We start from the raw sequence: 18,873 nt of genomic DNA, 5'->3' as shown, positions 1-18,873 counted from the left end.
CCCGGCAGGCAAAAGCATGCGGTCTCGGGAGCGGCGGTGACGACAGCCGCCGGAGGAGGCCGTGTTTCTGAACACTTTTGAGGAGCGGGTGTGACCACTCGGGTATGCGAGACGTGCTCAGGGAGTGGCGACCGGTGGTCGACGAGGCCATCGAGGAGTTGCTCCCGCGAGTCGTCGACGAGTCGTATCTCGCGGAGTTTTTCGGTCCGGCGAGCCACGCGTACGACCCGGACGCGATCCAGGTCGCGCTGGCCGACCCGATCTGGGAGTTGCTGGACAGGGGGGGCAAGCGGTGGCGGGCCGTCGTGTTCTTGCTACTGGTCGAAGCCTTCGGGGAGGAGCCCGACGAGTACCTCCCCTACGCCTGCATCCCCGAAATCCTCCACAACGGGACGATCATCGTCGACGACGTGGAAGACGGGGCATCGAAGCGGCGTGGCGAGGCGGCGATCCACCACGTGTTCGGGACCGACATCGCACTGAACGCCGGGAACGCGATGTACTTCCTCCCGCTGAAAGTCATCACCCACGACCCGGGCGACCTCGACGCCGAAACCCGGTTGGCGGCCTACGAGATGCTGATGCACGAACTCAACCGCACGCATCTTGGACAGGGAATGGACATCACCTGGCACAACGAACGGGAGATCGACATCACGGAGGCACAGTATCTGGAGATGTCGGCCTGCAAGACCGGCTGTCTCGGTCGGATCGTGGCCCGGCTGGCGGCCATCGTCACCGGCCAGTCCGACGCGGTCGAGGCGGCCGTCGCCAACTACGCCCAGCAGATGTCCATCGCCTTCCAGATCGGCGACGACATCCTCGACGTGGAACACTCGCTGGACAAGGCCGGCGAGTTCGGCAAGGCCTTCGGCAACGACATCCGGGAAGGCAAGAAGACGCTCATGACCATCCACGCCGTCGAGAACGCGACGCCCGAGGACGCCGCCCGCCTCGAAGAAATCCTCTGGGCCGAGGACAACACCGACGCGGAGATCGAGTGGGCCCTCGAGCTCTACCAGTCGACCGGCGCCATCGAGTACGCCCGCGAGCGGGCCCAGTCGCTCTCTGAGCGAGCGCGAACGCACCTCGACGGTCTGGACCTCGACCCCGAACCGAAAGCACAGCTCGCGGAGTTCACCCGCTTCGTCGTCGAGCGCGACGTCTAGGCGAACACGGAGTAGGTGATCAACAGCCCGAAGTACAGGAGTACCAGCGCACCGAGTGCCTTCAGCCGGAACAGCCGCAACCGCTCCTGTTCGCTCTCGTACGCCGCCTCGAACGCGTCACGCTCCGACTCGTCGAGGGCATCGGGGTGGTCGATCCCACGGTGGAGCGCCAGCAGTTCCTCGTCGGCGAACGGTGCGCCACAGTGAGCACAGACCGACGGATCCGCGTCGGGCGGGAGGTCGTACTCCGCAGGAATCTCCGGCTCGGGGCCGGTAACGGTGCCTGATCGGTCGGTCGACTGGGTCGTGTCGGTCATAGGAACGGTGGCGTGACGCTCGGTTGCGAGACGATCCAGAGACTGGTCATGGTGTAACAGATCATCACCAGGGTGAACGTGTACTGGCTCCGGATGGCCTGGAGTCGGCCGGGGAACCGGTCGAAGGCCGCGGCGTGGGCGACCCAGATGGCCAGCAGGTGCCCCAGCAGGACGAAGGTGAGGTTGAGCGCGCCGAACCAGCCCGGGACCACCCCGACGGGGACTTCTCCGGTCGCAGGCCCGGCAAGCGGTGTCGGGGCGACCGCGAGCGCGGCCGGGGCGAGCGAGAGGAAATACTCCAGATAGTGGGCCAGGTGGTAGCCGGCGGCGATGGCCAGAAGCGGCGGCGCGAACCGCTGGGCCAGGACGCGGGTCGAGACGTACGAACCGGCCAGGCGGCGCGCACCGCGAGCCGCCAGCCAGTAGGCCCCGAAGAAGGTCAGGTAGCCGGCGACCAGTGCGGCCGGGTAGAGGACCGCGGGCGGGACGCCGACGCCGACGATCCAGGTGGCGAACCCGCGCCACAGCGGGGTCGCGACCAGTCCGTCGTAGGTGGTGACCCAGACGAGCGCGACCACGAAGGCCACTTCGTCGAGGCCGTCGACGAGACGGGCGTCCGTGAGCGCGCTCCCGGGGAGTCGGAGCCGGAGGCGGCCCGTGTCGTCGTCGCGAGTCAGGGGGGCGACCCGGCCGTAGTACCGGAAGACGCGCGCGACTGGATCGGCGTCGGCGAACCACTGGTCGGGGCCGAAGACGAACGCGCCCGCGAGCGTCACGGCCGCGTAGCCGAGGATCGTGGTCGCGAGCAGTCGGGGGTCGTCGGCCAGCGGACTGACGACTTCGAGCCAGATCAGCGCGAGCAGGCCGACGACGCTCGGCCAGGCTCCGAAGCGGTCCGGATAGTCGCGGTCGAGCGTCGGGAGGGCGGTCGCAATCGTTCGGAAGGGGTTGAGGACCGGCCAGCTGTTCCCGACGAGGTAGGTCGTCATGGTGAAGCCGGCCCACCAGCCGACCCAGACGAGCAACAGGCCGAGATTGGCCAGCGCGGCGTCCGGACCGAACAGGCCGATCCCGACGATGGCCGCGAGCCCGGCGAGGCCGGCGAGGTGGCCCAGGACGACGAGGAGGCGGCGGGCGGGAACGACGGCGTCCCGGCCCCACCCGTGGAACTCCTGGATGAACAGCCGGTCGGTGACGAAGGAGGACAGCAGGAACGAGGCCCCGACAGCGCCGCCACCGGTGAGCAGGAACAGCCAGGTCGGAATCCGTATGGACTCCCGGCTGCCCGCACCGAGACTGCCGCCGTGGGCCGCGGCGGTCCCGACGAACAGCGTGGCGGCCAGCACCGGAACGAGGAGGCGGCCACAGTGGCGACGGAGTGACGGACGCATCTGTCGACGCTTGGGATGGGCCGATGGAGTAGCTTCCGGAATGGGACGGGCTGGCCGCCGTGGGGGTGGCCGGCAACGGGCGGGAGTGGCCCCCAGCGGCGACGACTTGGGCAGGTTTTTACCGGTCGACTCGTAACCCTCATTCACATATGGGCGTCGCAGACGAAACTTCGGACGACCACGGTGGCCACGGCGGTCACCACCTGCCCGCGGTCGACGACTGGCCGCGCGGGTTCGGTGAAGCCAGCTGGTGGCCGTTCATCACGGCCATCGGCGGCAGTGGCTTCTACATCGGCGCAGCGCTGTACGTGCTGGGCCGAGGTGACAGCGCCATCGTCGGCCCGATGGTCGGGCCCGGGGTCTTCATCGCGAGCGCGGTGATGTTCCTGGGCGGCCTGTACGGCTGGCTCTACCACGCCTTCGTGGTCAACTTCTGGGAGCACGGCACCGGTGAACACGACGACTCGACGTTGCGGCTGGCGATGATACTGTTCCTCGGGACGGAGATCGCCACCTTCGGCGCCGGGTTCATCTACTACTTCTTCATCCGGGCGGGCACGTGGCCACCGGGTGAACTCCCCGAGCTGTTCGGGACGCTGGTGATCGTGAACACGCTGATCCTGATCGCCAGCAGTTTCACCCTGCACTTCGCACACACCGGTCTCCTGAAGGACAACCGCAAGCAGTTCCTCGGCCTGCTGGGGATCACCCTGTTGCTCGGGATCATCTTCATCGCCGGCCAGGTCTACGAGTACTACGAGTTCATCGTCCACCGCGGGCTGGAGTTCCAGGGCGCGGTCTTCGGCAGTGCCTTCTTCGGCCTGACCGGCCTGCACGGCCTGCACGTGACGCTGGGCGCGATCCTGCTGTCCATCGTGTTCATCCGCGGGCTGCTGGGCCAGTACTCGGCGGAACGGCACACCTCCGTCAGTACGGTCTCGATGTACTGGCACTTCGTCGACGTGGTGTGGATCTTCCTCGTCGTCGTACTCTACGTCGGCGCGGAGTTCGGCATCTGAGACGGCCCTCGATTCTTTTTAGCGCAGATCCGGCACCAGCGGCGCGTCCGCCTCCGCGGTCGCCGCGGCGTCCGACCGGGCGCCTGCCCGGCGGTCGCGGCCTCGCAAATCGGTCCCGGCAGCGCCGCCGTCCGTCCGGGTGACGGAACGGGGCATCGTCGGGACGAGCGGTGCGAAATCGGCGCTTGCGTCTGTCGTGTCGTGTGGCATGTGTCGTCGGTGTGTGGCAGTCGAACGGCTGTACGCGGCGGAGAATCAGGCGGAGCGACGTACGAATATCATGATCATTTGTTCACGATACAGTGAGACGGATGAGATAATAAACGTTCCTATCATCGTGAAATAAAACGTGGAGAACAGCGCAACTGGTTTAAACAGCGAGTGGGATTCGATGTGTTGCCAACACTTATCACGAAACGTGCGCAGTTGATGATCAATGGTACAGGTCGGCCGGGGTCCGCTCAGAGTGTGTTACGTCGGTGGAGACGAGGAGGTGGCGGACTGGATCAGAGCGGGGTTCGAGCGCGTCGACCCGGAGGTACGGCTGGTCGTGGAAGCGACGTTCGAGGACGGCCTCGAACGGATCGCCGAGGCACAACAGCGGATCGACCCGCAGATGCGGAGTCCACTCGCCGACACGGAGGACCCGTTCGACTGCCTGGTCTGTACGGACGACGCCGAGTACGATCCGGTGGCGTTCGTGGAGGCAGTGCGTGCAAAGCAGGACGATCTACCCATCGTCCTCTTTGCCGCGAACGGGGACGAAGAACTCGCCAGTGATGCCATCTCTGCAGGTGTCAGCGACTACGTGACGACAGACGGGGAAGATCCGACCGGGACGCTCGCCGAACACGTGGTCGCACTCTGTTCGGAGTATCGGGACGAGTTGAGCGAGAAGCGCCGCGGCGAACAGGCCCAGCGTCTGCTGGAGGCCAACCCGGATATGATCAGCGTCGTCCGCCCGGGCGCGGCGATCACCTACCAGAACGAGACGATCACGGAGGTACTCGGCCACCCGGTCGAAGACCTGAAAGGCACCGTACCCTACGACCGGATTCACCCCGAGGACTGGCGTCGCCTGCGCGAGGAGTTCTACGACGGCGTCATCGACACGGACCGTCCACCGAGCGCCGAGTTCCGCATCGAGGACGCCGACGGCGACTGGCGCTGGGTCGAGGCCCGCGGGCGGAACCTGCTCGACGACCCGCTGGTCAACGGGTTCGTCGTCACGACCCGTGCTATCGACGACCGCAAGCGTCGCGAACAGGATCTCGAAGGGTACCAGCGCGTCGTCGAGAACGTCGGCGACCCCGTCTACCTGCTCGACCCCGACGAGCGGCTCACGTGGGTCAATCAGGCCTTCCTCGAACACACCGGGTACGAACGGGCGGTCGTCGAGGGCGCTCAGGTCTCCCGGTTCATGCGCGAAGAAGACCTGAAGCGGGGTCGGGAACTGGTCGCCGACCTGCTCGCGGACGACGACCGCCGCTGGGGCGTCTTCGAGTTCGCGACCCAGACGGTCGACGACGAGGTGCGGTGTTACGAGGCCAACGTCGCCGTCATCACCGACGACGACGGTCAGTTCCAGGGGACGGTCGGCGTCCTCCGCAACGTGACCGATCGAGAGTGACTCACTCGCCGCCGACGCCGGTGATCTCGACGCGTGTCCCGCCGTCGGTACTGTCAACGATCCGGAGCGACCAGCCGTGTGCCTCGGCGATCCGCCGAGTCAGCGCGAGTCCGAGCCCCGAGGCTTCGTGATCGGTCGTCTCCCCGTATTCGAGCAGGCGGTCGCGGTCGTCGTCGGGAATGCCCGGGCCGTCGTCCGCGACGTAGAAGCCGTCGGCCACGTCACCGACGGTCACAGTCACGTCCGGCCCGGCGTGTGTCACCGCGTTGTCCAGCACCTGTTCGAGGAGCCGGCGGAGCCGGTCGCGGTCCGCGAGGAGTCGCCGGTCGGTTTCGACGTGGATCGACGCCGCGTCGGTTCCACAGTCGCCCCACACGGTCTCGACCAGCGATGCCAGCGCCAGCGATTCGGTCTCCTCGACCGGCTTGCCCTTCCGGGCGAGCGTGACCAGATCGTCGATCAGCGTCTCCATCCGGTCGGTCGAACGTTTGACCGCGTCGAAGTGTTCCTCGGCGTCGTCCATCTCGCGGGCCAGCTGGAGCCGGCCCGAGATGACGTTCAGCGGGTTCCGCAGGTCGTGTGAGACCGCGCCGATCAGCTCTTCGAGACGTTCGTTCTGCCGTTCGAGTTCGCGTTCGTAGGCGATCCGGTCGGAGATGTCACGCGCGACTCCGGCGATGCCGACGGTCTCACCGGCGTCGTCGGTCAGCCGTGCGCTCCGGAACTCGACTGGGACCTCGCCACCGTCGCGTCGCTGAACGGCGGCCTCGACCGTCGCCCGCCCGGTCTCGAAAGCCTCGTCGATGGCGTCGGTGATCCGCTCGCGATCCCCCGGCGCGAAGAAGGACGTGGGGTCCATCCCGTCGATTTCGGTGTCTTCGTACCCCGTGACGCCGGGAATAGACTCGTTCCAGTAGACGACGGTCCGGTCCCGGTCCAACACGAAGAATCCGTCCTGAACGGTGTCGAGGGCGTTCGCGAGGACGGCCCCCTGCCCGCCCAGATCGAGGTCGGCCAGTTCGGGTCGTGCCGAGGGTTCCGATCCGCCGTCGGTGTCGACGCGACTGCCCTGGCCGACGGCCGCGAGGATCTCCGAGGCCAGCGTCGCGTACCGGTCCGTGCCCGACCCTTTCTGCAGGTAGCCGGAGATTGCGGATTCGATGTCGGCGTCGATCCGTGCGCGGTCACGGCCGGTAAACAGGATACACGGGAGATCCGGATCGATGTCGTTGACGACCGTCACGAACTCGGCACAGTCCATGTCCGGGAGGTGATAGTCGCTGACGAGACAGTGGACGTCACCCGCACGGACGCTGTCGAGTGCCTCGGCAGCGGTCTCCGCGGAGGTCACTTCGAGGCGGTCGTCCTCGCGGCGGAGAAAGGTCGCGGCCAGATCGACGATTTCGGGGTCGTCGTCGACGTGCAGAACCCGAACCCGATCGACATCGGCGTCACTCATGCCAGCCCCTTCGGTGAGTGTACTGTTAAGGGTTGAGGGCGTTTCGGCGCCCAACGTCGTCGCCCCGCCGCAGTATGGACCGACTACTCCCCGACACCCGGCGTCGGGAAGCGAACGCATAACCAAACGCCCCCACCCACATCCGGGGCCATGGACAACGTCGCCGTCGTCGTCCTCGATACGCTACGGTACGACGAGTTCACCAGCGCCTTCGACTGGCTCCCCGGCCGTCGGTTCACCAGCGCGTTCTCCCCGTCCCACTGGGCCGTTCCCGTCCACGCCGCCCTGTTCACCGGCCGCTACCCCAGCGAAGTCGGCGTCCACAGCCAGTCCCCCGACCTCGACTGTCCAGCCCCGACCCTGGCCGAACGCCTCTCGGCCGCAGGCTACCGGACACGCGCGTTCACCGCCAACCCTCACCTCCGCCGCGACGACGGCTGGGCGCGCGGCTTCGACGAGTTCGTCGGCTATCACAGCCTCGACGCTTACCACCCCGACTCGTTCGACTGGGGCGAGTGGGTCGACGACAACACTACGACCGGCTACCGCCGCTACCTCGATGCCGTCTGGCAGTGCCTGCGCGCCGACTGCGACACCGTCCGGTCGCTCCGGGAGGGCTACGACCTCCTGACCCGTTCACCGGCCGACGGCGGCGCACGGGCCGTCCGCGACCGCCTGCGAGCCACCGACTTCGGCGACCGGGAACTTTGCTTCGTCAATCTCGCGGACGCTCACCCGCCCTACTACCCGCCGAGCCCAGGCGACGACCCGGTCGACGTGGCCGCGGCCGACGCCGTCACCGACGCGTCCATCGACCTCGACCGCGCCCGCCGGGCCTACCGCCGTTCGGTCGCCACTCTCGCGGAGACCTACCGCGACATCGTCGCCGAACTCCGCGACGCGTTCGACTACGTGATCACCTGCTCCGATCACGGCGAACTGTTCGGCGAGTACGGCATGGTCGGCCACTCGTTCGGCCTCTCCCCCGAGTTGACACGGGTTCCGCTCGTCGTCAGCGGCCCCGATCTGGAGGGCCGCGAGAACCGCGTCGTCAGCCTGCTCGACGTCCACCGGACCGTCGCGGACCTCGCCGGGATCGAGCTGGACGGCCGCGGCCAGAACCTGCTGGACGACCCCCAGCCCGTCGACCGCCTCGTCGAGTACCACGGGCCGCCCCCCGGGCAAGCGGACGAGTTCGAGCGCAGGGACGCCCCGCTCGACGCTCTCGAACGCCGTCGGTCACCGCTCTGGGGCTTCGTCGCCGCCGACGGCTCCTACGCCTACGAGACCCACACCGACGGCTTCCGGACCGTCGGCGAGTTCGACGGGGACCCCCAGGTGCGACTTCGTAACCTCCGTGCCGACCTGGACATCCGCCCCGTCGAAGACGAGTCCCCCTCGGATTCCGTCCGCGAGCGACTGCAAGAGCAGGGCTATGCGTGAGTCGATAGTTCGGGTGGAGAGGATCGTGAACCACGGTCACAGCAAAGCTGCTCCCTGATTGCAAATCCCACCACAGAGGTCGCTTTCGACCTCGCAGTGCTCGGTCAGAAAGAGCCGGTGGAGGGATTTGAACCCTCGGCCTATTCCTTACGAAGGAATCGCTCTAGCCAGTCTGAGCTACACCGGCATTTTCTTTCTCGCACTCTGTTGTCGGCGTATAACCGCAATAAGGATTGCGGATCGAACCGACCACCAGAAGCGCCACCGCCTCTCACACCCGCGTCAGTCGAACGTCCAGAACCACGTTGAGTTCGTGTGGGGCGTACGACCGCACCGTGTGGCGCGTTTCGACCGTCACGTCGTACGCCGGTTCGGCCGCCGCCCTGATCGCCCGCTCGCCGGGGCCGTAGGGATCGTCCTCGTGCTGGATGTCGTAGTAGTGCAGGACCGCCTCGTCGCCCGCCAGCGCCACCGCCGTGTCGAGGAACTCGTCGGCACTGTGGGGCAGGTTCATCACGATCCGGTCGGCCCAGTCCTCGTACTCGCCGGCCACCTCGCGAACACCGTCACTTCGCTGCGCTCGTGACGAGCCCGAGACTACGTCTCGGACGTCCCCCTGGATGGCCGTCACTCGGTCCGCGACGCCGTTGCGGCGGGCGTTCTCCCGGAGGTACTCCACGGCGACACCGTTCAGATCGACACCGACGGTCTCGGCCCCGCGGTCGGCGAAGGGTATCACGAAGGGACCCACGCCCGCGAACATGTCGAACGCCCGCTCGTCCGCCTCGACCTGCTCGGCGACGCGGTGGCGTTCGGTCGCCAGCCGCGGCGAGAAGTACACCTCGGCGAGGTCGACCGCGTACTCACAGCCGTACTCGCGGTGGACCGTCTCCGTCGCCGCCCCGTCGCCGGCCAGCACCTCCCAGTCTCTGACCCGGAGGTCGCCTTTGACCTTCGAGGCGCGGTTCAACACCGTGTGGACTGGCAGTGCCGACTCGACGATGGCGTCGGCCAGCGCGCGTGCGCGCTCGTCGTCGTCCTCGTCGACGATCGCCACGTCGCCGATGCGTTCGTAGGAGGCATCGAAGTCGACCAGCTCCGCGGGCATCGTCTGGGTCTCTCGGACGGGTGCATCGTGATCGACAACCTCGAACTCGTCGGGCACGGCCGCCGGGTCGACGACGGGGATATACAGCGATCCCTCGTCGTGTTCGATCTCGTGAGTGTCGTCGATCAACTCGGCGGCCGCGAGGTCCTGGCGGGCACGCTCGCCGTCCTCGCGGGCGACACGCACGCATGGCACCGACATGTCTGTTCGTGGGCCACCGCGGGCGGTAAGCCTTCGGTTCCATGCCGGGCCGTTTAACCGCCCCGCCCGCCCAGCAGGTGTATGCTCACGTTCGTCGGTCTCGGACTGTACGACGAGCGCTCGATCACCGTCGCGGGCCGGGAACGGCTCCGCGATGCCGACCGGGCGTTCGCCGAGTTCTACACCTCCAAACTCGTCGGCACCACCGTCCCGGAGCTGGAGACCCACCACGGCGTCGACATCGAGGTCCGCGACCGTGCCGGCGTCGAACAGGACCCCGACCCGATCCTCGACGCCGCGGCCGAGGGCGACGCCGTCTTCCTGACCGCTGGCGACCCGATGATCTCGACCACCCACGTCGACCTGCGGTTGCGCGCTCACGACCGCGGCATCGAGACCCGCGTCGTCCACGGCACGACCGCACAGACCGCTGCGAGTTCGCTGACCGGTCTCCAGAACTACCGCTTCGGGAAAGCCACGACGCTCCCCTTCGAGCGCGCCCACGGCGGCGACGGCGTCCCCGACAGCGTCGTCGAGACCGTCGGCGACAACGCCGACCGCGGCCTCCACACGCTCGTCTATCTCGACATCAAGGCCGCCGACGACGACTACATGACCGCCGACACCGCCGCCGGCCTGCTCGCGACCGAGTACGACCAGCGCCTCGCCGTCGCCGTCTGTCAGGCCGGCAGTGCCGACCCCACGGTCGTCGCCGACGACCTCGTGGCGCTGGCCGACCGGGACTTCGGCCCACCGTTGCACCTGCTCGTCCTCCCCGGCGACCTCCACCTGCTCGAACGGGACGCGCTGGTCGAACTGGCCGGTGCTCCCGAAACACTCGTCGAGAATCGGACGGTATAGCTCACTCGCCGTCGGCGCGGACCGGCGCGGCACCGAGCGCACCCTGGAGGTCGTACTCGCTGCCCGTGGCCATGTAGAGCAGGTCCTCGATCACGATCAGGACCTCGGGGAGTTCCCGCACGACCAGCCACGTGATCACGACCAGCGCGAGGACGGACCCGGTCTGGGCGAGAATCCGGTCGGCCCAGTAGTACGACACCAGCCCGGGATCGGCCGCCAGATCGAACGCGAACACGCTCGCCGTCAGCTCCGGGACCAACTGCATCTTCATGTTGCCGAAGGAGAGCCCGATGAACACGTTCCGGACGAGGTTGAGCGCGTAGATCACCGGGATCGACACCGCCAGCGCGCGGAGCTTCCGCCGGAGGGGTGCACGGACCGCCGCGATCAGCCCCACGAAAATAGCCATACTCCCGATGCCGGTACACGCGATGATGATCGTATAGGTGATCCGATACCCCGGTTCGGGATGGAAGACGAACGTGTTCCGGAACGACTCGTGACTCGAATCGATGGCGCTCCCGAGAACGACCTCGGGCTGGTAACCCAGCAGGCTCATCAGGAACTCCGTCTGCCGGGTGACCATCTCGATGAGAACCTCCTGCAGGACGAGAATCGCCTCGAAGGGCAGAAAGACCGCCCCCATCACCGCGATGGCTCGCGAGAGGACGAACAGCGAGTCACGACCCCGTCGGAGCAGGACCGCCACGTACAGGCAGCCGGGGACCGCGATCAGCGTCCCGATACCCTCGACGATGCTCTTCTGCACGAACGCGAAGTGGTAGATCTGGGTGAACCAGAAAAAGGCAAAGAGTCCCCAGGCGGCGACAGTGACGGTCCGGGCGAGGTCGCGGTGCAGGTCGTACCAGTCGAGGAGTGCACCAGCAGCGAACGTCGCGACCACCAGCCACGCCAGCGGATCCGACCACTGCGTGAACCACTCCAGGACGCCCAGCACCGTCTCGATCATTCAGGCAACCGTACGGCCAAGTCGGTCATATGTCTTGTCGTTACTGGAGCGGCCGGCACACGACCGCGGTGGACGAGTCACGACTGCTGGCCGTAGCCGTCGCTACTCGGGTAGCGTCGAAAGAAAAGCGTCGATTAAGGCCGGAAAGGATTCCGGTAGTTAGTCGCGGCGACGGACTGCGAGCAGCGCAGCGGCGACCAGTGCGACCAGTGCGAGCACGGCGGTGAAGCCGGGCCCAGTCTGGGTGGTCGTCTCTGCGGGCTCGTCAGTAGCCGGCTCTTCAGTCGGCTCTTCCGTCGGCTCTTCGGTCGGCATTTCGGTCGGCTCTTCCGTCGGCTCTTCCGTCGTGTCCGTCGGCTCCTCGGTCTCGGGCGAGACCGAAGCGGAGTCGCTCACGGCGGTGCCGTTACTCGTGGTGTACGGACCGTCCGGACTGTCGGGACCGGTGAAGTCCAGAGCCTCGTTGCCGTTCGTGTCCATGTGAGCGACCGCGTAGAGCGTGGTCTCACTGGACAGCGGGCTGATCTCGATCGTTTCCGTGAAGTCGCCCTCGCTGATGTAGCTGGAGGTGCCAACTATCTCACCGCTGGCGGAGCCGGTGCGGATCGAGACGAAGCCACCGTCGGACACGGTGCCGCTGACTTCGACGGCGCCGTCCATGACTTCCTGGTCGTCGAAGGTGATCTCGGCGGTCGGCGCGTCACCGATGACACCAGGCGTGTCATAGTCGTCGTCGAAGCCCTGTGCGTTTGCGACGAACGACGCGTTCTGTGCGCGGTCCGAGAGGTCGACCTCGGTGCTGAACGTGCCGTTCTCGGTGACGATCGCCGTCGGGTCCTCGAGGAACGGACTGTCGCCCGTGGAGCGGAGCCGGATGTTCAGCTCCGTCCCGGGTGCGACGCTCGTGGAGCCCGAGATGACCTGACCCTGGGCGGCGGCGACACGGATGACGCCACCAGCGTCGGTGTCGAAGTCGATGGACTGCTCGACGATGGACGCCTCGTCAGTGACGGTCTCCGTGTCGTCACCGATGTCGGAGTCCTCGAAGGTAGTCCAGTTGGCGACGTAGTCCTCACCGTCAACCATTCCGAGGCTGGCGGCGCTGGGACTCGGGACACTGCCATCCGAGAGGTCGTCTCGGATCAGCTGCGCGTTGGCTTCGTCGATGACGACGAACAGCGAGGAGTTGCGCTCGTCCGGAACGACCTTCATGCCGTTACCGGTCGTGGCGCTCAGGAGCAGCTCTTTCTCCTGCTGGTTCGCGGCCGTCGTGCCTTCGGTCTGCACGATGCTGAACTTGTAGTCGCCGCTCTCGTCGTAGTTCGTGATCGTGTCGAACGCCTCGGCGAAGTCGTCGGAGGTCTGATCCTCGACGAGCTTCAGGGCGCCGAACATGCTGGTCGACTGGACCTGATAGACCAGGACGTCGTCCTCCGCGACGGAGTTGTCCGTGGTCAGTTCGCCGTTGCCGGCGAACTCGTAGATCTCGGCGGGCTCGTCCTCCTCCACGTCGGAGAAGAGGTCGCCGGGCATCGTCCAGCTGGTGATGCCGGAGACCTGCGGTTCGACGATCTGGACCGTACCGACGTCGAGTTCCTCACCGTTGGTCGAGGTAACGTTGACGTCGTACTGTGCAGGTTCCATCGGGCCGTCGATACCGGCATCGGGCAGGTTACCGTCCTGACCGAGCGGACGCATGCCCGTGATCGAGACTTCGTCCTCGTTGTCGTCGGCCGAGATGGCGTACGTCAGCGAGACGTTCGCTCGGGCGTTCTGCTCGGCCGTGGTGCTGGACGAAAGGCTGTTGAAGTTCGTCCCGCCGCTCGTGACGACGGTGTTGAGGTAGCTCGGGAGGTCGTCGTTCCGACCCGCGAGGTAGGTGTTGACGTTGACCGTGACGATGCCGTCGTCGTTACCGTCCTCGATGTCGAACGTGGCGTTGAAGTTGACGTCGTTGAAGCCAAGGTTGACCGTGGCTTCGTCCGTCTCTTCGAGCTGGATCGGGATGACAGCGTAGTCACCCTGTGCGGCCGTGGCGACGCCACCGCGGAGGATGGTCGCGTCAACGTCCTCTTCTTCTTCGACCGTGACGGTCGAGGTGTCCGTGACACCGGTGTCGGTGACCTCGAACTCGAACTCGTAGTCGCCCGTGTCGATGTCCGAGAAGTTGGCCGTGATGTTGGCGTCACTGTTGACGCCACTGAAGACGACGCCGTCACCGCTGACGCCGCCCATGTCACTCGCGTCAGAGATACTGCTGACGGAGTTGTCGTCGTCACCGTCCTCGAACTCGTCGTTGAAGACTTCGACGACTTCGGCGTCGTCGAGGCCGTCAGCCGTGACCAGCAGATCGTAGCCGGTCCGTGCGGAGTCGGCCTCGAGGTAAATCTCTTCCTGCGCCGAGGAGTCGGACTGGAAGCCGACGTTCACGTTCTGCGACGTGACGGCGAAGGAAGCAGCCTGGACGACCTCGTTGAGTTCGTCGTTAGTGGCTGCAGACGCGACTTCACCGTTACCGTTGAATTCGTCACCGTCCAGTTCATTGTAGTCGCTGTTGCCAGCGATACCGTCGTTGTCGAAGTGGATAACAGCGTTGTTACCCTGACCGTCCGTAATCGCGTAGGTGCCCTCGAGGTTCTCGGTGTTGATGATCGCTTCACCGTTGTTATCGAGGGAGACCTCGCGAACGAGGGAGCCGGACGGGATGCGTTCGCCGCCACCGTCGGCGCTCTCAGTCTCGCGGATGTCGACCTGACCGCCGGCCAGACTGGGCTTCTTCAGGACGAGGCGCTGACCCTGCCAGTAGGTGCTACCGGAGTTGAGCGTCTCGTCGTACCGGTTGTTCTGGCGCTCGGTCGGGTCGTTGTCCTGCTGCGTCTGGATGCCGCTGGCGACGTTGACCGTCACCGAGGGCGAGGTCAGACCCGAGACATCGTTACCGTTGCTGTCCGTGAAGGACGCATCGGCAGTGTAACTGCTGCCACCAGCAACGTTCCAGATGATGGAGAGGCTACCCGAGAACGTAATGTCGTGCGGGGAGGACCCGACATCGGACGTGCTGGGGCTGATGTCGATGTTGAGTTGTTCCTGACCGTTCGCGAAGGACGTGCCGTCGACGGAGATCGAGTTAGCGTTGTCGTCCTGGACGTTGATCGTGTGACCACCGTCAGCGAACTCGGCTCCGGACGGCAGGTCAACGGTCAGCGTGTCCGTGTCACCATCAACCTGGACGTCGTCGATCGTAATTGAGAAACTGTGCGTCGCGTTTTCGCCCACGTCAACCGTGGACGGGCTGTCAAGGGTGCCGAACGAAGAGGCACTCTGGTTTGCCGCCGCAGCCGCTCCCGAGAGCGCGATGGTGCCGGCGAATACCGACGTAACCATCAGCGTCGCGAGGATGAGACTGCGAATTTTGTCTCGTGTTCCTGTCATAGTTTGTGTTTGTGCTTTTCGGGCGGTGCCAGCATCTTTCCCGGAAGACAGCCGCGGCCCGCACGACCGCCGCGGGGAGACTGCCAAACCGTACTCGATACTGTCACCATGGGTAGGGGTACGGTCGGAACAACTGGCGCTCGTTATAAATGCTTTGTGGTCAAATCCGCGGCTTGACACCACCCCACATACCAAAATATCGCCGTTTCGAGCGCCTATTTCGGTGATTTGGCCTCAGATGTGAGGATGTCAGTCGTTCGTGTCACAGGCGTCTGACACGAGCGGTCGGATAGCAGCCCCTCTCACCTGGCGCGCAGTCGGGACAGTAGCTGAAGGCTTCCAGACAGGAACCAGTAACCAACCGAGAGCTCGAACGAACGTTCGAGTGGGCCAACAGAGAGTACGGGGACGAACCTGTCGTGTGGCCGGGTCGTTGTCAGTTCGTGACGATCTCGACTTCGTGGCCGTCGAGAGCCACAAAGAGCACCGGCTGGTGGTCCAGCTGTTATCGGTGTCTGTTACAGCATCAGGTGGAGAAACGTTTACCCAGTAGAGGATACTACGGTTTTTCATGGCCACGTCCGTCAAGATGGACGAGGAAACCAAGTCCCGACTGGAAGAACTGCAAGCCGAGATCAAGCTCGAAACGGGACGGAAGGTGACACAGCAGGAGCTCCTCGACAGGATCGTCACGCACGCGCTGGCGACCAAGTCTGAGGTCGTCGATTCCTTCAGGGAACGGACGGTCCCGCTGAGCGACGAGGAGATCGAGGCGTTCAACGAGGGAACGTTCGACTCCGGGACGGAGACTGACGAGGACGACATCGACCGGCTCGTCTACGAGGAGGATCACCTGTGAGCGTCCTCGTCGATACCGGCGTGCTGTACGCCCACCACGACGAGGGCTCGTCCAGACACGACTCGGCGGTCGCGGCGATGAACGCGATCAATCGCGGCGAGTACGGCCAACCCTACGTGAGCGACTACATCTACGACGAGGCCGTGACGCTCACGCGTGCCCGTGCGGACGACCTCGAACCCGCGAAGCGCATCGGCCGACGAATCCGCGGCGCTGGCGATTTCACGTCACCGTTTCGGATGCTCCACGTTACGGCCGACCGCTTCGAGGCCGCAGTCGAGACCTTCGAACGGTACGACGATCAGCCGCTCAGTTTCACCGACGCGGCCAGCGTCGCGCTCTCTGAGACGGAGGGAATCGACCGGATCTGCAGTTACGACGACGATTTCGACGGGATCGTGGACCGGTTCGACCCGTCCACGATCAGTTCGTGACGATCTCGACTTCGTGCCCGTCCATCGTCTTGGTGAACGCGTAGCGGTCACCACAGCTCTCGGGGTCGCGGTAGTCCTCGGCGTGGCGGGTCAGCAGGGTGTCCCAGAACTCGTGGAGGTCGTCGGCCTGGACCGCGATGTGTCCCCAGGCGTCGCCGATGTCGTACGTGCGCCCGTCGTAATTGTACGTGAGTTCGACGGACATCTCCTCTGGGGCGGCGCCCTCGGGTTTGAGGAAGTACAGTGCGAAGTCGTCGAACTCCTCCCGCCGAAAGAGGTCGTACTCCAGTTTCCGGGTGAACCAGCCGATGGCTTCGTCGGCGTCCTCGACGCGGAGCATGGTGTGGTCGAGGCTCCACTTCGCGCCGTGGTCGCGCTCGACGATCTCGATCTCGTGGCCGTCCGGGTCGGTGACGAACGCGTACTGCCCGCCACAGGAGTCGGGATCGCGGTAGTCCTCGACACCCTCGGCCATGAGTTCGTCGTAGGCCTCGTACACGTCGTCACAGCGCACGGCGATGTGACCCCAGGCGTCGCCGAAGTCGTAGGTCCGGCCGTCGTGGTTGTACGTGAGTTCGAGCAGGGCACCGTCCTCGTGTTTGTCCGCCGGGCCGAGGAAGACGTTCGTGAACGTCTCTGCCTCCCAGCGGCCGTACTCCTCGTAGTCGAAGTGTGTCTGGTACCACTCCAGGGACTCGTCCAGATCCTCGACGCGCATCATCGTGTGGTCGAGCGTCGCGTGCATACCCGTTGGCTGGGGTGGCGCGCCGAAAAGGATATCGACGCCGGGTTCAGTACCGGAAGATCGACGCCAGATCCGACCGGTAGTACCGCCAGACGAGTCCCCACAGCAGGATCGTCCCGAACGGGATGGCGACGTAGGGCCCGGGGCGACCGAGAAAGCCCAGTGCGAACACCAACTGCCCGAACCCGGCGAAGACGAACATCGCCGCCGTGACCCGCTGGTCCTCACGCCAGACCAGTCCCGCGAGCGCACTCAGGAGTCCCACTGCAAAGAGCAGGACGCCCAGCCCCCACGCGTTCATGTACTCCGGGCGGGCGGCCGAGAACCGGAAGTAGTAGTCGGTGAGCAGGGCGAATCCCGCTGGGTCGAAGTTGACGATGCCGAAGGTGAAGAACAACGAGAGGTAGCCGTCGGTGAGGACCGCGTTCCAGGGGGCGACCGCGACGGCGATCAGCACGGGGAGACGGCGATACCGTCGGACCGTATCGGGAACAGGTTCGGGCAACTCCTGTGCCTCGTCCCGGGTGTCGTCGTGTCGCCGTTCCCCGCCGTCGTCCCCGGCCATCACTTGCGGGTCACGAGCCGGAGTACGTCCTCGTCCGCGAGTTCGTGGTCGGTCCCGACCTGTTGCTCGTCGTGTTTGGCGCTGGGTCCGGAGACACGGGCGAAGCGGAAGCGTTCCTCGAACTCGCCGCCGAGTTTCTCACAGGCGTCCTCGACGGTGTCGCCCGAGCGGAGGATCAGGGGCTCGTCGTAGTCGACGCCCCGGCCCGGCTTGTCCATGTAGATCCGGATCAGCCCGAGCGCCTCCCAGATCTTCTCTTTCAGCGCGTCCAGGCCTTTCCCCTCCTCGGCGCTGATGAACACCGCTTCGTCGGGGTCGATGTCGTGGTCCCGGAGGTTCTCCTCGACGGTGGGCAGGTAGTCCTTTTCGATCAGGTCGGCCTTGTTGACGACCTCGATGGAGGGGAGATAGACGCGGTTGTCCATCACGCCGTCGATGAGGCGGTCGATGTCGACCTGCTCGCCGACGGTCACGTCGGCGTTGACGAAGCCGTTCTCACGGAGGACCTGCTTGATCGTCTCCTCGTCCAGATCGAGGTCGACGCTGGCGTTCACGTCGATGCCGCCTTTCCCCTTCCGGCGGATGGTCACCCGCGGCGGTTCGGTGTCGACCCGGACGTTGTTCTTGTACAGTTCTTCGCGCAGGCGCGCGTACTGGTCGATCTCGAACACGTCCATGACGAAGACCACGAGATCGGCCGTCCTGACGACCGAGAGGACCGCCTGTCCGTCACCACGGCCCTCGGCGGCCCCCTCGATGAGGCCGGGCACGTCCAGCATCTGGATGTTCGCGCCGTTGTACTGGAGCATCCCGGGGTTCACGTCGAGGGTCGTGAACTCGTACTCGCCGACCTCGCTGTCGGCGTTGGTCAGGGCGTTCAACAGCGTCGACTTGCCGACGCTGGGGAAGCCCACGAGCGCGACGGTGGCGTCGCCGTGTTTCTCGACGGCGTACCCGCCGCCACCGCCGGAGCCGGACTGCTGTTTCTCGAGTTCCTCTTTCTTCTGTGCGAGTTTGGACTTCAGCCGGCCGATGTGGGCCTCCGTCGACTTGTTGTACGGAGTCTCGGCTATCTCCTCCTCGATCTCCTCGATCTCCTCCTCCAGGCCCATTAGGGGACAGTCGGCAACCGCGACTCAAAAGCGCTTTCGTTGGGTCTCGTCGCTGGGCCCGACCCCACGGACTGGGAATCGCGCCGAGGAATTATGAGTCACGGGTGAGAGACCTACGACGGATGCACACCGGAACCGACCGGCCTGTCGCTCCGATC

At 65.6% G+C, this 18,873-nt stretch carries 17 protein-coding genes and 1 tRNA gene; 7 read left to right on the top strand and 11 right to left on the bottom strand.

The window, feature by feature from the left end; translation table 11 throughout:
- Positions 1 to 104: 104 nt before the first annotated feature.
- Positions 105 to 1,169 (top strand): polyprenyl synthetase family protein, encoded by a 1,065-nt coding sequence (locus ACOZ4N_RS02205; protein ID WP_424018291.1) that lies wholly within the window; start codon positions 105 to 107, stop codon positions 1,167 to 1,169.
- Here the strand turns inward: ACOZ4N_RS02205 and ACOZ4N_RS02200 are convergent.
- Together ACOZ4N_RS02200 and ACOZ4N_RS02195 are read right to left on the bottom strand one after the other, a co-directional pair.
- The gene (locus tag ACOZ4N_RS02200; RefSeq protein WP_424018290.1) at positions 1,166 to 1,486 is read right to left on the bottom strand and encodes a C2H2-type zinc finger protein; all 321 of its coding nucleotides are present in this window, start codon (positions 1,484 to 1,486) and stop codon (positions 1,166 to 1,168) included. The genes ACOZ4N_RS02205 and ACOZ4N_RS02200 overlap by 4 nt on opposite strands.
- Positions 1,483 to 2,877 (bottom strand): hypothetical protein, encoded by a 1,395-nt coding sequence (locus tag ACOZ4N_RS02195; RefSeq protein WP_424018289.1) that lies wholly within the window; start codon positions 2,875 to 2,877, stop codon positions 1,483 to 1,485. The genes ACOZ4N_RS02200 and ACOZ4N_RS02195 overlap by 4 nt, the downstream gene beginning before the upstream one ends.
- Positions 2,878 to 3,026: 149 nt before the next feature.
- Between ACOZ4N_RS02195 and ACOZ4N_RS02190 the strand changes: the two genes are divergently transcribed.
- A complete protein-coding gene (locus tag ACOZ4N_RS02190) occupies positions 3,027 to 3,896 on the top strand; it encodes a cytochrome c oxidase subunit 3 (protein WP_424018288.1) in 870 nt (289 codons plus the stop codon).
- 18 nt (positions 3,897 to 3,914) lie between these two features.
- Here the strand turns inward: ACOZ4N_RS02190 and ACOZ4N_RS02185 are convergent, their stop codons facing one another.
- Positions 3,915 to 4,106, bottom strand: a complete 192-nt coding sequence (locus ACOZ4N_RS02185; RefSeq protein ID WP_424018287.1) for a hypothetical protein — start codon at positions 4,104 to 4,106, stop codon at positions 3,915 to 3,917.
- Between the two features lie 226 nt (positions 4,107 to 4,332).
- Between ACOZ4N_RS02185 and ACOZ4N_RS02180 the strand changes: the two genes are divergently transcribed.
- Entirely contained in the window at positions 4,333 to 5,526 is a 1,194-nt protein-coding gene (locus ACOZ4N_RS02180) for a PAS domain S-box protein (RefSeq protein WP_424018286.1), read from the top strand.
- A gap of 1 nt (position 5,527) precedes the next feature.
- Here ACOZ4N_RS02180 and ACOZ4N_RS02175 read toward each other — a convergent pair whose 3' ends face one another.
- Positions 5,528 to 6,985 (bottom strand): PAS domain S-box protein, encoded by a 1,458-nt coding sequence (locus ACOZ4N_RS02175; RefSeq protein ID WP_424018285.1) that lies wholly within the window; start codon positions 6,983 to 6,985, stop codon positions 5,528 to 5,530.
- 150 nt (positions 6,986 to 7,135) lie between these two features.
- Here ACOZ4N_RS02175 and ACOZ4N_RS02170 point away from each other — a divergent pair, with 150 nt between their 5' ends.
- On the top strand, positions 7,136 to 8,428 hold the full coding sequence (locus tag ACOZ4N_RS02170) for a sulfatase-like hydrolase/transferase (RefSeq protein ID WP_424018284.1): 1,293 nt from the start codon (positions 7,136 to 7,138) through the stop codon (positions 8,426 to 8,428).
- Between the two features lie 112 nt (positions 8,429 to 8,540).
- On the opposite strand, the gene ACOZ4N_RS02165 is transcribed toward ACOZ4N_RS02170, so the two are convergent.
- Both ACOZ4N_RS02165 and ACOZ4N_RS02160 read right to left on the bottom strand, forming a co-directional pair.
- Positions 8,541 to 8,615 (bottom strand) — tRNA-Thr (locus ACOZ4N_RS02165).
- 84 nt (positions 8,616 to 8,699) lie between these two features.
- The gene (locus tag ACOZ4N_RS02160; RefSeq protein ID WP_424018282.1) at positions 8,700 to 9,737 is read right to left on the bottom strand and encodes a class I SAM-dependent methyltransferase; all 1,038 of its coding nucleotides are present in this window, start codon (positions 9,735 to 9,737) and stop codon (positions 8,700 to 8,702) included.
- An 81-nt stretch (positions 9,738 to 9,818) separates the two neighbouring features.
- Between ACOZ4N_RS02160 and dph5 the strand changes: the two genes are divergently transcribed.
- Positions 9,819 to 10,598 (top strand): diphthine synthase, encoded by a 780-nt coding sequence (gene dph5, locus ACOZ4N_RS02155; RefSeq protein ID WP_424018281.1) that lies wholly within the window; start codon positions 9,819 to 9,821, stop codon positions 10,596 to 10,598.
- A gap of 1 nt (position 10,599) precedes the next feature.
- Here the strand turns inward: dph5 and artA are convergent, their stop codons facing one another.
- Together artA and ACOZ4N_RS02145 are read right to left on the bottom strand one after the other, a co-directional pair.
- Positions 10,600 to 11,568: an archaeosortase A gene (gene artA, locus ACOZ4N_RS02150; protein ID WP_424018280.1), complete on the bottom strand. Its 969-nt coding sequence runs from the start codon at positions 11,566 to 11,568 to the stop codon at positions 10,600 to 10,602.
- 159 nt (positions 11,569 to 11,727) lie between these two features.
- A complete protein-coding gene (locus ACOZ4N_RS02145) occupies positions 11,728 to 15,000 on the bottom strand; it encodes a BGTF surface domain-containing protein (protein WP_424018279.1) in 3,273 nt (1,090 codons plus the stop codon).
- A 571-nt stretch (positions 15,001 to 15,571) separates the two neighbouring features.
- Between ACOZ4N_RS02145 and ACOZ4N_RS02140 the strand changes: the two genes are divergently transcribed.
- Together ACOZ4N_RS02140 and ACOZ4N_RS02135 are read left to right on the top strand one after the other, a co-directional pair.
- Positions 15,572 to 15,859: a hypothetical protein gene (locus ACOZ4N_RS02140; RefSeq protein ID WP_424018278.1), complete on the top strand. Its 288-nt coding sequence runs from the start codon at positions 15,572 to 15,574 to the stop codon at positions 15,857 to 15,859.
- Positions 15,856 to 16,293, top strand: coding sequence for a type II toxin-antitoxin system VapC family toxin (locus tag ACOZ4N_RS02135; RefSeq protein WP_424018277.1), 438 nt, complete (start codon positions 15,856 to 15,858; stop codon positions 16,291 to 16,293). Before ACOZ4N_RS02140 ends, ACOZ4N_RS02135 begins: the two co-directional genes overlap by 4 nt.
- On the opposite strand, the gene ACOZ4N_RS02130 is transcribed toward ACOZ4N_RS02135, so the two are convergent.
- The 3 genes from ACOZ4N_RS02130 to ACOZ4N_RS02120 are packed head-to-tail and all read right to left on the bottom strand — an operon-like array spanning position 16,283 to position 18,715.
- On the bottom strand, positions 16,283 to 17,038 hold the full coding sequence (locus ACOZ4N_RS02130) for a VOC family protein (RefSeq protein ID WP_424018276.1): 756 nt from the start codon (positions 17,036 to 17,038) through the stop codon (positions 16,283 to 16,285). The two genes, ACOZ4N_RS02135 and ACOZ4N_RS02130, sit on opposite strands and share 11 nt — an antisense overlap.
- A gap of 46 nt (positions 17,039 to 17,084) precedes the next feature.
- Positions 17,085 to 17,603, bottom strand: a complete 519-nt coding sequence (locus tag ACOZ4N_RS02125; protein WP_424018275.1) for a TIGR04206 family protein — start codon at positions 17,601 to 17,603, stop codon at positions 17,085 to 17,087.
- Complete coding sequence (locus ACOZ4N_RS02120; RefSeq protein ID WP_424018274.1) at positions 17,603 to 18,715, bottom strand: OBG GTPase family GTP-binding protein; 1,113 nt, start codon at positions 18,713 to 18,715, stop codon at positions 17,603 to 17,605. Before ACOZ4N_RS02120 ends, ACOZ4N_RS02125 begins: the two co-directional genes overlap by 1 nt.
- Positions 18,716 to 18,873 lie beyond the last annotated feature (158 nt).

The organism is Halorientalis pallida (assembly GCF_049605515.1).
In the GTDB taxonomy this organism is placed as follows: domain Archaea; phylum Halobacteriota; class Halobacteria; order Halobacteriales; family Haloarculaceae; genus Halorientalis; species Halorientalis pallida_A.
This window is presented reverse-complemented; position numbering and strand designations above follow the sequence as displayed.